This is a genomic window from Vibrio sp. A8-1 (assembly GCF_013048685.1).
Classification (GTDB): Bacteria; Pseudomonadota; Gammaproteobacteria; order Enterobacterales; family Vibrionaceae; genus Vibrio; species Vibrio metschnikovii.
The window spans coordinates 1-13,135 of the sequence record NZ_VHTC01000036.1 but is presented as its reverse complement, the minus strand read 5'-3'; the positions used below and the strand labels follow the sequence as shown (position 1 = coordinate 13,135).

At 44.9% G+C, this 13,135-nt stretch carries 12 protein-coding genes and 1 pseudogene; 6 read left to right on the top strand and 7 right to left on the bottom strand.

What is annotated here, in order from left to right:
* Positions 1–57: 57 nt before the first annotated feature.
* From mgtE (FKN93_RS14760) to FKN93_RS14735, 6 genes are all read right to left on the bottom strand, one after another.
* Entirely contained in the window at positions 58–1,428 is a 1,371-nt protein-coding gene (gene mgtE, locus FKN93_RS14760; protein WP_154168936.1) for a magnesium transporter, read from the bottom strand.
* A gap of 284 nt (positions 1,429–1,712) precedes the next feature.
* Positions 1,713–2,420: an MgtC/SapB family protein gene (locus FKN93_RS14755; protein WP_158137975.1), complete on the bottom strand. Its 708-nt coding sequence runs from the start codon at positions 2,418–2,420 to the stop codon at positions 1,713–1,715.
* A 76-nt stretch (positions 2,421–2,496) separates the two neighbouring features.
* Entirely contained in the window at positions 2,497–3,867 is a 1,371-nt protein-coding gene (gene mgtE / locus FKN93_RS14750; protein WP_154168938.1) for a magnesium transporter, read from the bottom strand.
* Between the two features lie 12 nt (positions 3,868–3,879).
* Positions 3,880–4,386 (bottom strand): hypothetical protein, encoded by a 507-nt coding sequence (locus tag FKN93_RS14745; RefSeq protein ID WP_072668742.1) that lies wholly within the window; start codon positions 4,384–4,386, stop codon positions 3,880–3,882.
* A gap of 558 nt (positions 4,387–4,944) precedes the next feature.
* A complete protein-coding gene (locus FKN93_RS14740) occupies positions 4,945–5,268 on the bottom strand; it encodes a DOPA 4,5-dioxygenase family protein (protein ID WP_158139017.1) in 324 nt (107 codons plus the stop codon).
* Between the two features lie 174 nt (positions 5,269–5,442).
* Positions 5,443–6,348 carry a LysR substrate-binding domain-containing protein gene (locus tag FKN93_RS14735; protein ID WP_170905428.1) on the bottom strand — a complete coding sequence of 302 codons (906 nt, stop codon included), beginning with the start codon at positions 6,346–6,348 and terminating at the stop codon, positions 5,443–5,445.
* Between the two features lie 103 nt (positions 6,349–6,451).
* On the opposite strand from FKN93_RS14735, the gene FKN93_RS14730 reads away from it, so the two are divergent.
* The 6 genes from FKN93_RS14730 (at position 6,452) to pcp (ending at position 13,002) form a co-directional block, all read left to right on the top strand.
* Positions 6,452–7,717 (top strand): D-amino acid dehydrogenase, encoded by a 1,266-nt coding sequence (locus tag FKN93_RS14730; protein ID WP_170905427.1) that lies wholly within the window; start codon positions 6,452–6,454, stop codon positions 7,715–7,717.
* A gap of 253 nt (positions 7,718–7,970) precedes the next feature.
* A complete protein-coding gene (locus tag FKN93_RS14725) occupies positions 7,971–9,515 on the top strand; it encodes an alanine/glycine:cation symporter family protein (protein ID WP_170905426.1) in 1,545 nt (514 codons plus the stop codon).
* Positions 9,516–9,828: 313 nt separating this feature from the next.
* On the top strand, positions 9,829–10,560 hold the full coding sequence (locus tag FKN93_RS14720; protein ID WP_158137967.1) for a nucleoside recognition domain-containing protein: 732 nt from the start codon (positions 9,829–9,831) through the stop codon (positions 10,558–10,560).
* Positions 10,560–11,045: a YjiG family protein gene (locus FKN93_RS14715; protein WP_154168948.1), complete on the top strand. Its 486-nt coding sequence runs from the start codon at positions 10,560–10,562 to the stop codon at positions 11,043–11,045. Before FKN93_RS14720 ends, FKN93_RS14715 begins: the two co-directional genes overlap by 1 nt.
* A gap of 9 nt (positions 11,046–11,054) precedes the next feature.
* The gene (locus FKN93_RS14710; protein WP_170905425.1) at positions 11,055–12,179 is read left to right on the top strand and encodes a M20 family metallopeptidase; all 1,125 of its coding nucleotides are present in this window, start codon (positions 11,055–11,057) and stop codon (positions 12,177–12,179) included.
* Positions 12,180–12,357: 178 nt separating this feature from the next.
* Complete coding sequence (gene pcp, locus FKN93_RS14705) at positions 12,358–13,002, top strand: pyroglutamyl-peptidase I (RefSeq protein ID WP_170905424.1); 645 nt, start codon at positions 12,358–12,360, stop codon at positions 13,000–13,002.
* 43 nt (positions 13,003–13,045) lie between these two features.
* On the opposite strand, the pseudogene FKN93_RS18130 reads toward pcp, so the two are convergent.
* Positions 13,046–13,135 (bottom strand): annotated as a pseudogene (locus FKN93_RS18130) (RNA-directed DNA polymerase); the annotation flags it as partial.

Here is a 13,135-nt window from a genome sequence, read left to right as displayed (position 1 = left end):
TCCCAATTGTTTGGGGATAAGAAAAGAGGCTCTATTTAGAGCCTCAATCAAGCCAGTTTAGCCAACCGCAGGAAAATCTAAAATGCTGGTGGCGACTGAGAAATAGATAATAACTCCGACCGCATCGGCAATAGTGGTAACCAGTGGCGCACTGGCCGATGCCGGATCAAACTTAAGTTTACTGAGAATAAATGGCAGTGACATCCCCACCAGCGATCCAACCACCACCACAATTTGCATGGTTAGCGCTACGACTAGAGCAATTTCTGGACCGCCGCGCCATAAACCAAGCAGCGAGACGGCAATCGCCATAGTGATACCCAGTAAACCGGCGATAAACAGTTCTTTAGCCAGCATTTTCGCCCAGTCTTTACCAATCACTTCACCGGTTGCGATAGCTCGAACCATCAAGGTTGCCGACTGCGCCCCGGCGTTACCACTACTACCAATCAATAATGGTAAGAAGAAGACCAGCGCAACATAGGCTTGAATCGTATCTTCAAAATAGGCGATCCCCGCTCCGGAAAAGAGATTACCGAACACCAGCAAAACTAACCAAAACACGCGCTTACGATACATCAATCCAACGGAAGCATCTTTTAGGTTACCGGAGAAGTCAACCGCGGCAGATTTGTGAATCGAGCGATCGGCCTCTTCTTCTGCAACGTCCATCGCATCATCATAAGTCACAATACCGACCATGCGATTTTGTTGATCTAATACCGGAAGAGCGAGTAAGTCATATTTACTGATCGCTTGCGCGGCAACATTTTGCGCTTCATCCACCCGCACGAAGATCAGCACTTGAGTCATGATTTTGCCAACCGTTAGACTTGGCTCAGAAATCATCAAATCACGCAGGGAAACCGTACCTTGCAGATGCATTTGTTCATCAACAACGTAAGCTTGATAAATGGTTTCTCGCTCGCTGGCGATTTTCCGTAGTTGGTTGATGGCTTCTTCAACGGTTTGATGGGCATCGAGCGTCGCAAAATCCGAGGTCATTAATGCCCCGACGCTCTCCTCTGGATAAGAGACTAAACGCTGAATATCACGCCGATCTTCCGCATCCATTTGTTGTAAAACTTGATGCTGAAACTCGGGCTCTAATTGGGTCAGTAAATCGGCGCGTTCATCATGGGGCATGAGCTCCGTCATTTGTGCGAGCTCTTGCGCATTAAGCTCTTCAGCGAGCTTTTCTTGCCAGCGCAAAGAAAAATACCCAAATAGAGCGGCTTGTTTTTCTAACGAAATCAGCAGTAATAATTGTCCCGCTTCTTTAGCAGTTAAACTTTGATTATCCAGTAATTCGGTGAGGGCTTCTGCGCAGTCAGCCAGTGGATGCTCTTCAACAAAGCGTTCCATAGCCTCGGCATTTTGACTGATGTGCAGCGCCATGAGGTCTTGAGTCATGATATTGATTGACATCTAAATACTCTTTTTGTTGTCACGTGAGCATGAATCAACGTCATTATTGTTTTATCTTATGACATGCTCTTTGCTCTTAGCGACTAAAGATATTGAGAGATAAAATAATAATGAGATGAATAGCATGCAAATGGCTGATTTTAGCACAGTTATAAGACAACTAGAGCGAAGAGAAAGAAAAATCAGGCTATTCTGACTGCGCGCTAAGAAAATAGACGTCGACAAAATAGCCTGATGAACGTTGTAAATGACAAAGTCGCTTCACTTATCCAGACGACAGCGAGTTAAGCCTCCACAACTTGCCAACTCGCCAGAGAAACGGTCGGCTCTAAACTTAAGCGACCTATCACCCGTTCGATGTGTGAATCAGTCCGCTGTGTTGCCATCACCGAAGAGATGACACGTACCTGAGTCTGTTTATCTTGGATTAAGGTTTCACTTTCTAGCTTTTGTAATTGCAAAGCCCCCGAAGAGACGCCTTGCAATAATAAAGCTCGAACATGCGCTTCATCACTCTCTAAACAAACCACTTCCAAACGGTATTGCCACCAGCATTCCGCTTGTTGAACGGACTCGACGGGGCGATGGTTTATAAACCTGACTAACGGGCGTAATAGGGTATTGGTGGCCAAAATAACGATCGTCACCGCAACCGCGCCTGACCACTGATTGGCACCAATCATCACTCCTATCGCGGCAGAGCACCACAAAGTAGCCGCGGTATTTAAGCCGCGAATATTGGCTCCTTCTTTCATTATGACGCCGGCACCGAGAAAACCGATACCTGAGACCACCTGCGCTGCCACGCGTGTTGGACTGGCATCGCCATCAACCATCATCGACATCAAAGTAAAGCTTGCGGCACCAAGGGACACTAAAGCGTTGGTCCTCAACCCAGCCATGCGTTGATGCCATTGACGCTCAAGCCCAACCATGGCTCCTAAACCTGCAGCTAACATGAGCGGCAGGATAAAATCAAACATTTCCCACATGGTTTGCTCTCCTTGCTAGGACTGTGGAACCTTGACAAACGATAGCAATGCCAAAGCTCCTAGCCTATCAACCCACTTAAACCGTTGGTGGGAAATCCAAAATCATGGTTGCTACGGAGAAGTAAATGATGACTCCCACCGCATCAGCAATCGTAGTGATCAATGGCGCACTAGCGGAAGCAGGATCAAACTTCAGTTTACTAAGAACAAACGGCAGTGACATACCAACGACCGAGCCAACAATCACCACAATTTGCATGGTAATTGCCACGACTAAAGCAATCTCTGGCCCGCCGCGCCATAAACCAAGCATCGACACAGCGGCGGCCATGGTTACGCCGAGTAGCCCCGCTATCATCACCTCTCTACCGAGCATTTTGGCCCAATCTTTACCAATCACTTCTCCGGTAGCCAGTGCCCGCACCATCAAGGTGGCTGACTGAGATCCCGCATTACCGCCACTGTCGATAAGTAGCGGTAAGAAGAAGACCAACGCCACATAGGCATGGATGGTATCTTCAAAATGGGCAATCCCTGCGCCAGAAAAAAGATTACCGAATACCAGCAAGACTAACCAAAAGACCCGTTTACGGTACATTAATCCCACTGAGGCTTCTTTTAAGTTACCCGTGAAATCGACCGCTGCCGATTTGTGCATATGGCGATCAGCTTCTTCTTCAGCCACATCCATCGCATCATCGTAAGTTACAATACCCACTAAGCGATTTTGTCCATCGACAACGGGTAAAGCGAGTAAATCATATTTACTGATCGCTTGTGCCGCGACGTTTTGATCTTCATCGACTCGGACAAAAATCAACACTCGGGTCATGATCTTACCCACGGTTAAACTAGGCTCTGAAATCACTAAATCGCGTAGTGACACCGTACCTTGTAAACGCTGCTGCTCATCGACCACATAAGCCTGATAGATGGTTTCGGTTTGCTTAGCAATGCTGCGCAATTTTTGCATCGCTTGTTCAACCGTATAATCAGCAGAGAGCACAGCAAAATCAGAGGTCATCACCGCACCGACACTCTCCTCTGGATAAGCAACCAGCCTTTGAATGTCGGAACGCTCTTCGCTATCCATTTGCTCTAATACTTGCTGCTGAAGCTCGGGCTCCAACTGAGTCAATAAATCGGCTCGTTCATCGTGTGGCATCAGCTCAGCTAATTGAGTAAGAAGCTGAGCATCCATTTGCTCAGCCAACTTTTCTTGCCACGTTAAACTAAAATAACCAAACAGAGCCACTTGCTTTTCTAATGGCAGTAAGGCGAGCAGTTGGCATACCTCTTGTTCCGTTAATTGTTGCTCAGTTAATAACTGCGCAAAAGCTTCAGCACAGTCCGCCAAAGGATGTTGGTCGATAAAACGTAGCATCGCGGCTTGATTATGACTGATGTGCAGTGCCAACAGCTCTTGAGTCATGATAGAAACAGACATCGTGCTCTTCCCTTAGTGCTTCCAAAAACGCACAAAGCGCTTCCAGCCAGATGACGTTTTAGCCACACCTTGATCATTAAGTTCAAGTTGGTGACGAATGATCGCGCGGGCAGCGTTTAATTCCAATACTCCCACAACACGGTGGCGGCTATCCAAAATTGGCAGCACGGGCCATTGGCTTTTTCTCAGTTGTAATGCGGCTGGATAAGCTTCGCTTAAGGCAAAAGTATAATGATTAGCCCCTTGTACCAGCGCTGTGACAGGCTGAGTTTTATCAGCACATAATAAACGGCTAATAGACACCAAACCTTGGTACTCAGCGCGATCATTAATCAACGCAATAACATGAACGGAAGAAGAAAACAGCGGGCTCGCTTTGAGCATGGTGATCACTTCTTGCACCTGTAATTGGTCACTAACACAGAAAAAATCACGCTTAGCGTGGCTTAATACTGCGCGTTGCACTGGGGTACGGGCTTTTTTTACATCAGCGATGTAATGCGTACGAAAAACTGTCATCTTTGTCTCTCCTGAGTTGGGCTCAGGACAAAGAAACCTGGTGATCGCAACCACAAATTTTGCCTAAACGAAAAACGCTTAGCGCAACAATGGGTTTGCGAAGCACGACGTGTCGGCTCACAACATGTGAGCATCAGTCATAGGTTACGCACGGGCAAACGTTGCCTTACTGCGCAAAGTATTAACGTATGGAATTAACGATGGAAGGAAAGAGTTCGCTTTGCCAAGGGTAGTTACCGCCTGACAACAGCTAAAGAGAATTTAGCGACAGGCTAGCAAGAAACCGTTGGTGTTTTCGAACCATCGAAAAGACCATACTGTGATATTCGACTACTCGACGAGTCCATAGGTTTCTATTGTACCTCGATAAATTAAAAGGGATCGGTTGTTACTCGGCTTAACGCTTAAAGTATAGCGTTAAATTGCATCAACCGGGTTATTTTTCGCGCTAAATATTATTGATCAACCAATTGAAAGTCAATTTAAAATTAAGCGCGAACGGATTTTTTACCATTTATCTCAAACCAGCAACAACGATTCTCTTGTGAGGAAGGCCGACTAACGCAACGTCTCTTGATTGACACCGAGGTTCTCACCTAGCCACATCACTTGATGTTCACTATGATCATGCCAATCATCCCCAGAAACAGGATGAATCAAGACACTCAAAGGGCCACGCGCATTATCCAGCCAATCAATAAAGGATTTTTGCTGTTCAGAAAAATGAATTTCAAACATTGGTTTGCGATGGGGGCCAACCAAACGCGGGACCAAGGGAAAGATGGCACTAATCTGCTCGCGGCATTCAGCAATGATGGTTTGCTGCAAAGCATAAGCGAATGGCTGTTGAGATAAATCAAAATAAACATGAGCGTGATACATCATTTACTCCTTGGGCAAGTAGGACAAGTTCTCACTATTATACGGGGCGTAGCGATGAAACCTAGCCTGAGTTTTTCAGCAACTTGGTTAAGATTTTTGAACGATCAGATTGATTCATCGTTACTCGCCAGTGCATATCACTACAGCGTAAGCAGCCATCGCTAATCGTATCGATTAATTAGCTCGATAAACTTGCCCTTTTAACCATTCAATGAAAATCGCCGTGGTTTCCGTTTGATTATGAACAATAAAGTAATAACCAGCGTTCGCGGCTATTGGCTCAAATGGCGTGACTAATTTGCCCTGTTCTAATTCATTACTCAGTAGAGCCAGCCTTGCCATCGCGATACCAACGCCCGCCTCTGCCGCCGACATGGCCATGTCGGTTCGATTAAAAAAATGGCCTTGATGCGTCGCCAATTCAATGCCCATTTCCGAAGCCCAGTACAACCACTCATAATCTCGCGCCGCTTTTGCCCATGGCATCGCATCATGCAACAAAACGACCTCGCGCCACGCCGATGGGCGACGTTCATGTGTGATTAAATCAGGATGAGCCGCCAGATAAGCCGGGCTCATCACTGGTAATAAATACTCTTCCAATAATAATTCTGCGTTGGCTTTAGAATAAGGAAACGGCCCGTAGTCAATCGCCAGATCAAAATCGCGCCGATCGCTATCTACCAATGCTCCTTCCGCGAAGGTTTGAATTTGAATATCAGGATGATGACGATAAAAGTCTTCCAGCCGCGGCACCAACCATTTAAAAGCAAATGATGGGGTGAGTTTTAAACGTATCTCACGTCGATTGGCTCGTTGGTTAAGATGCTCAATTGTACTATCAATATCTTGCAAGCTACGTTGAACAACCACTAACAAGGTCTGCCCCGCTTCGGTCAATCGCACCCCTCGCGAGTGCCGTTCAAAAAGACTAAAACCTAATTGCGCTTCAAGCTGCAATAATTGTTGGCTAATCGCGCCCGTCGTAATGTGCAAACTTTTGGCCGCACTACTGAAACTGGTATGATGAGCAACCTGTACAAAGGTATGTAATCCAGCAAGGTAAGTATTCTTTAACATGGCTATGGCTTTTAGAAAAACTAAACACTGATGATAATTTTTATCGATTGTTAACAAAAGGTAAAGCAAAGAAACTACTTACGTTGTTAATTTGGAGGTTGTCATGGAAATTATTGTTTTAGGTAGTGGTGTGATTGGTTTAACCAGTGCTTGGTATTTATCACAAGCAGGACACAATGTGACGGTTATCGACCGTCAAGCCAGAAGTGCAGAAGAAACCAGTTTTGCTAACGCAGGGCAAGTTTCCTACGGTTATTCTTCGCCTTGGGCCGCTCCTGGTGTACCGCAAAAAGCCATTAAATGGCTACTGGAGAAACACGCCCCTCTGAAAATTAAACCATCACTTGATCCAAAATTACTCAATTGGACAACCCAAATGCTGGCGAACTGCCAGTTATCTCGTTATCAAACCAATAAAGCTCGCATGTTATCGATTGCTAATCATAGCCGAGAGTGTTTGATTGAGTTGAATAAAAATTACGATATTCAATATCAAGGCCGCCAAAAAGGCACCTTGCAAGTGTTTCGGAAACAAAAACAATTGCAAGCGGTTGAAAAGGACATGCAGTTGCTGGAAGAAAGTGGTACTCGTTTCGAACTGCTGGATGTCGCTGGCTGTTTAAAACAAGAGCCAGGATTAACGCCCGTTCAAGATAAACTGGTTGGTGGCCTGTATTTACCCGATGACGAAACTGGTGACTGTTATCTGTTTTGCCAACAATTAACCGAGTTAGCAAAATCGAAAGGGGTACGCTTTGAGTTTAATACTCAAGTGCAAGGCTTACTAAGCGAAGGCAATAAGATCACTGGTGTCAAAACCGATAAGGGATTACTTAAAGCCGATGCTTATGTGGTTGCGATGGGCAGCTACTCTCCGGCGCTACTCAAACCATTTGGCATTGATCTCCCCGTTTATCCAGTAAAAGGATATTCATTAACCGTACCGATCCGTGACGCCGATTTTGCTCCGCAATCTACTGTGATGGATGAAACCTATAAGGTTGCCCTAACCCGCTTTGATGAGCGTATTCGCGTCGCTGGAACGGCTGAATTAGCGGGTTTTGACCCTTCAATTCCCGAAGCGCGTAAAGCCACGATTGAAATGGTGGTGAAAGATCTCTTCCCTCAAGGCGGTTATTTCGAACAAGCGGAATTTTGGACCGGTTTTCGCCCGATGACTCCTGATGGCACACCGATCATCGGCGCAACTAAGCTCGACAATCTTTATACTAACACTGGCCATGGCACATTAGGCTGGACGATGGCTTGTGGCTCAGCAAGTTTGCTGGCTGATATTATCAGCCAACGTCCAAGTAAAATAAAAACCAGTGAACTCAACGTGTCTCGCTACGGTCAGGCAGTATCATAAGACCATGAGCGTCTAATCAATCCGTATTTTAGCTCCTCTCTGGCTCAACACCCTTATGGTGTATGAGCCATTTTTGTTTAGCGTCTCTCATCTCCGCTCGAAACATCACTAAAAATTAACATGTTAAGAATATTTATGTGATCAAAGCCACGCAAACACACAAGAAAGAAAAAACCAGTTAACAAAATAGTTACAAGAGATTTAAGATGTGGATGCAAAACAAACACAACAATTCGTTAACAGGGAAACTTTCATGCAGTCATTTGTTGATTTTATTAATGGAATAATTTGGAGCCCAGCCCTAGTGTATTTATGTCTTGGCGCTGGTTTGTTCTACTCAATCAATACTCGCTTTGTACAAGTTCGTCATTTCACCGAAATGTGGCGCTTGTTACTGTCAGGTAAAAGCTCATCAAAAGGAATATCTTCTTTTCAGGCATTGGCGGTATCTTTATCCGGTCGAGTCGGGACAGGTAATATAGCTGGTGTCGCTGCTGCGATTGGTTTTGGTGGGCCAGGCGCAGTATTTTGGATGTGGATGGTGGCCTTTTTTGGTGCTGCCACCGCGTATGCAGAGTCGACTTTAGCGCAAATTTATAAAGAAGAAGACAAAGATACTGGTCAGTTCCGTGGTGGACCGGCTTATTACATTGAAAAAGCCATGGGTCAAAAATGGTATGCGTGGATCTTTGCCATTGCGACTATTTTAGCCTGTGGGGTTTTACTGCCAGGTATTCAATCGAACAGTATCGGTAATGCGGTTGAAATGGCGTTTGGCTCTGGAGACATGGTCGAAACAGCCATGGGCACCTTTAGTTTTGCGAAGATCTTTACTGGTGCATTAATCTGTATTGTGCTGGCTTTCATTATTTTCGGTGGCGTTAAGCGTATTGCTCAATTTACTCAGTTTGTCGTTCCTTTTATGGCACTGGCTTACGTTATCCTCGCCTTTATCATCATTCTTTTAAATATCACTCAAGTTCCCGCAATCTTCATTATGATCATTGGTGATGCATTCACTCCTATGGCTGGCTTTGGTGCTGCTATCGGTTGGGGGGTGATGCGTGGCGTGTATTCTAATGAAGCAGGTCAAGGCACAGGGCCTCATGCTGCAGCTGCAGCGAGTGTCCAACACCCAGTGCAACAAGGATTAGTTCAGTCATTTTCTGTCTATATTGACACTTTACTGGTTTGTTCAGCCACTGCTTTCATGATCCTAATCACCGGCGCTTATAATGTTCACGGCGCAGAGGGGATGATACTGCAAAATTTACCAGCAGACATTGCAGCTAACAGCCCGGCCTTTACCCAAATGGCGATTGAAACCACCCTACCAGGGATTGGTAAGCCATTCGTTGCTATGGCGCTGTTCTTCTTCTCATTTACCACGATATTAGCTTATTACTATATCGCAGAGACTAACATTGCCTACATTCGCCGTAGCTTCAAAATCAGTAGTGCTATGTTTTTACTCAAAGTGGCCATGGTTGCAGTGGTGTTCTACGGTAGTATCAATACCGCTAACCTTGCATGGGCGCTCGGCGACGTTGGTGTAGGGCTAATGGCATGGCTGAATATTGTCGGTATTTTAATTATCTTCTTTTTGGCTAAACCGACCATCGTGGCGTTAAAAGATTACGAAGAACAACAAAAACAAGGCGTTGAGGAGTTCACTTTCAACCCCGTCAAGCTTGGCATTAAAAATGCCACTTATTGGGAAGAGAAATACCTACGTAAAACAGGCCAAGCCCCAACCGCTGAACCTGAAGGTAAAGCAACCGAGCTGCCAAGTACCTAAATAGTAAGGCCGCTTTGTAAACACAACCTGCTGTATATAAAAATAAAAAACAGTACCAAGGGTTAGCGATTGCTAACCCTTTTTTTGATCTATGACTACAGCTTACTAAATAAAAGGAAAATCTATTATCAATAGCATCTACATGGTGCCCTATAGGTAACCAGATTAATAATTTAATTTTGAGGACAATCACAAAATTTAAAACCAAAAACAAAACAACATACTATCCAATCGTTCTGTTGATAGGGATCATCATTATTCATATCAAGTCAGGAGAAGATAAGCTCATCTTTTGATAATACAGAGCTTGACTATGACAAATCCTATCGAACATGAAAGAAAAGTAACTTGGGGAAGTTATCTAGCCCTAACGTTTGCGGTCGTTTTTTTCTCTGGACTACTTCAGTCTAACGAATGGTACGGCGTATTTGACTTTACTACCCTCAATGGCTCATTTGGTAAAGTCGCCTATAGTGTTACGGAAACAGCAGAAGGGATGCAAACTGTATCAACTTCTTTTCGTGGCAATGGAGGAAGTGGCGCTCGAGATGGATTCATCTTTGCACTTTCACTCATTCCTACCGTGATGTTTGCCTTGGGTATGATTAATGTCCTTGAACAATACGGCGCTCTCGATGCCGCTCGAAAACTATTAACTCCCCTATTACGCCCCTTGATGAGTATTCCAGGTAATACTGGATTAGCACTCATAGCCTCCTTGCAAAGTACTGATGCTGGCGCGGCAATGACTCGTAAGTTAAAAGACGAGGGGCGAATAACTAAGCGGGAAACCGATATCTTCACGATGTTCCAATTCACAGCCGGTGCAACGATTGTTAACTTCTTTTCCTCGGGGGCGGTACTCTTCACTTTAACCCTCGCTGACGGTTCTTTGGCGGTGACCTCTTCAATTGGCTTAGCCGTTGCAGTCATGTTTATCTTTAAAATTATCGGAGCCAATGTTTTCCGAGTTTATCTCAATATTACCGAAGGCAAAGAATCACCACCGACTACCCCTCATCAGGCACAAGCGGAGAGCAAATAATGAATAATCCATCTGAAGTTCAATCATCAACCACAAAAAAACCGATGATCACTGATGTTTTCGTTGAAGGTGCTAAAAAAGGCTGGGTAATTGCGACCACATCAACCGTCCCTAATGTATTAATGGCTTTTGTGATCATCAAAGCATTACAAATAACAGGAGCACTAGATCTGATTGGTATTTTATTTTCACCCATCATGGCTATTTTCGGCTTACCAGGTGAAGCGGCAGCAGTATTAATTGGCGCTTGGATGTCTATGGGAGGAGCCGTTGGCGTTGTTATCACTCTCTTTGATCAAGGCATTTTAAATGGTGCCCACATCGCTATTTTAGCCCCAGCTATTTATTTGATGGGTTCACAAGTCCAGTATATTGGTCGAATTATGGGCCCTATTGGCACTGAAGGTCGTTACATTCCAGTGATGATTATCATCTCCATTCTTAATGCATTTGGTGCCATGTTAGTCATGAATTTATTTGTTTAGGAGACAAAAATGTCATTTTCTTTAGAAGAATATCTCAATGAACTTCGCCCACTGATAAACGTTGACTGCGGAACTTACACTCTAGATGGTATTGAATTTATAGCTGAACAATTCGAGAACAAGTTTCTACAGTTAGCCGGTTGGCAAGTGAAACGGATTGATTGTGACAGAGCTGGGGTCGGTTTAGAAATTCGTAACAAACCTGAATCAGAGCTTATCGATGTAATGCTAATTGGCCATATGGATACCGTATTCCCTCCAGGTACCGCAGCTCAACGCCCCATGACACTCGATAGTCAAAAAGCCTATGGTCCCGGCGTATCAGACATGAAGTCTGGACTACTCAATATCGTTTATGCAATGCGCAACCTTAGCCAGAGCGCCTTAGATAAATTGTCTATTTGTATTTGCATGAACCCAGATGAAGAAACCGGATCTTTATATTCTCATCAATGGATACAAAATAGTGCCAAAAAAGCTCGCTATGTTTTGGTTGCTGAAGCTGCTCGTGCTGATGGTAGCCTAGTGAAAGCACGCAAAGGGATGGCACGGTATAAAATCGAGTTTTCAGGCATTGCCGCTCATGCTGGTAATGAGCCAGAAAAAGGTCGCAGTGCTATCACGGAAATGGCTCATTGGATTTTAGCAATCAATCAAATGACCAACTTATCTTCAGGAACCACTTTGAATGTCGGCGTTGTGTCTGGAGGGACAGTCGCGAATATCGTGCCAGATCACGCACAAGCTATTGTTGATATCCGCTTTTGGAACAATCAAGAATACGATGATATTAATCATCAGTTAATCAGCATGATAGAGCAACCATACCTTGATGGGATTAAAATTTCTTTACATCGTGAGGCCTATAAACCCGCGATGATTCCGAGCGATGAAACCCAATCATTCATGAATATCGTCGAGCAAGTAGGAAGTGAAATCGGTCTAGTTATTAATTGGCAAGCAGTGGGTGGCGGTTCCGATGCCAATGCCACAGCAATTTTAGGCATTCCAACGTTAGATGGATTTGGTCCAATTGGTGCTGGATTCCACAGCGAAGATGAATATCTCTTACTGGACTCCATTGAACCTCGGATAAAACTCTTGATCAACCTACTGGAGAGATTAGCACAGTAACCATTGTGATAACTCAAGCCGAAATCTAGAACCTGAGATTGCAAGGAAAATAATCCTATGCTCATCAATATTGATGAGCATAGCTATCGGTTAAAAATAACAAAGAAAGGTCGCTTGTGATAAAAACCGAGCGCAAGATAAACTGTTCCGTCCCCCCGATTTATAAGGATTTACATGGATGTTTAAAGTACTGCTCACCGGCTTTGAGCCTTTTGGAGAGGATAGCCTTAACCCATCGCAGGCATTACTCAACGCAAAAAAACAGCTACACGTAACAGGGGTCGAGGTGATAGGTTGTGTTCTGCCCGTGGTCCGTTATCAAGCCGCTGAAGTTGCCATCAATGCAATTAAGACCCATCAACCCGATTTAGTCTTGATGTTCGGGCAAGCCAGTGGACGTGGCGTCATTACACCTGAGCGAGTAGCCATTAATCTTGATGACTACCGGATAGCCGATAATGCTGGTCATCAACCGATCGATGAAGCCATTATTGCCGATGGACCAGCGGCATACTTTACTACCCTGCCGGTCAAAGCCATGGTGGAGGATTTACAGCAAGCAGGGATCGCCGCCGAAGTATCCCACTCGGCAGGAACCTTTGTCTGTAATCATCTATTTTATGCTGTTCAGCATTATTTAGCTCAAAAGGATATTCGCAGCGGTTTTATCCATGTTCCGCCGTTGCCAGAACAAGTTCCAGCGACTAATCCATCATTACCCAGCTTAGGATTAGAACCGCTCATAGCAGCCGTACGAGTCATGATTCAAACTTGTTATCACAGCAAACAAGACAGGCAAATCATCGGTGGAAATGTGTGCTGATAGCCATAATCGAGTAGGAGGCGGGATCACTCCCGCCGTCCTCTCACACCACCGTACAAGCGTGGATCGCATACGGCGGTTCCGAATAGATTTTCAATGTTTCATACCCTTCCAACAATGAGTATAACCCCAA

What these genes read in the sequence shown, in the direction of transcription:
- mgtE (WP_154168936.1), bottom strand. Translation starts at nt 1,428, where the DNA reads ATGTCAATCAATATCATGACTCAAGACCTCATGGCGCTGCACATCAGT.
- FKN93_RS14755 (WP_158137975.1), bottom strand. Translation starts at nt 2,420, where the DNA reads ATGTGGGAAATGTTTGATTTTATCCTGCCGCTCATGTTAGCTGCAGGT.
- mgtE (WP_154168938.1), bottom strand. Translation starts at nt 3,867, where the DNA reads ATGTCTGTTTCTATCATGACTCAAGAGCTGTTGGCACTGCACATCAGT.
- FKN93_RS14745 (WP_072668742.1), bottom strand. Translation starts at nt 4,386, where the DNA reads ATGACAGTTTTTCGTACGCATTACATCGCTGATGTAAAAAAAGCCCGT.
- FKN93_RS14740 (WP_158139017.1), bottom strand. Translation starts at nt 5,268, where the DNA reads ATGTATCACGCTCATGTTTATTTTGATTTATCTCAACAGCCATTCGCT.
- FKN93_RS14735 (WP_170905428.1), bottom strand. Translation starts at nt 6,348, where the DNA reads ATGTTAAAGAATACTTACCTTGCTGGATTACATACCTTTGTACAGGTT.
- FKN93_RS14730 (WP_170905427.1), top strand. Translation starts at nt 6,452, where the DNA reads ATGGAAATTATTGTTTTAGGTAGTGGTGTGATTGGTTTAACCAGTGCT.
- FKN93_RS14725 (WP_170905426.1), top strand. Translation starts at nt 7,971, where the DNA reads ATGCAGTCATTTGTTGATTTTATTAATGGAATAATTTGGAGCCCAGCC.
- FKN93_RS14720 (WP_158137967.1), top strand. Translation starts at nt 9,829, where the DNA reads ATGACAAATCCTATCGAACATGAAAGAAAAGTAACTTGGGGAAGTTAT.
- FKN93_RS14715 (WP_154168948.1), top strand. Translation starts at nt 10,560, where the DNA reads ATGAATAATCCATCTGAAGTTCAATCATCAACCACAAAAAAACCGATG.
- FKN93_RS14710 (WP_170905425.1), top strand. Translation starts at nt 11,055, where the DNA reads ATGTCATTTTCTTTAGAAGAATATCTCAATGAACTTCGCCCACTGATA.
- pcp (WP_170905424.1), top strand. Translation starts at nt 12,358, where the DNA reads ATGTTTAAAGTACTGCTCACCGGCTTTGAGCCTTTTGGAGAGGATAGC.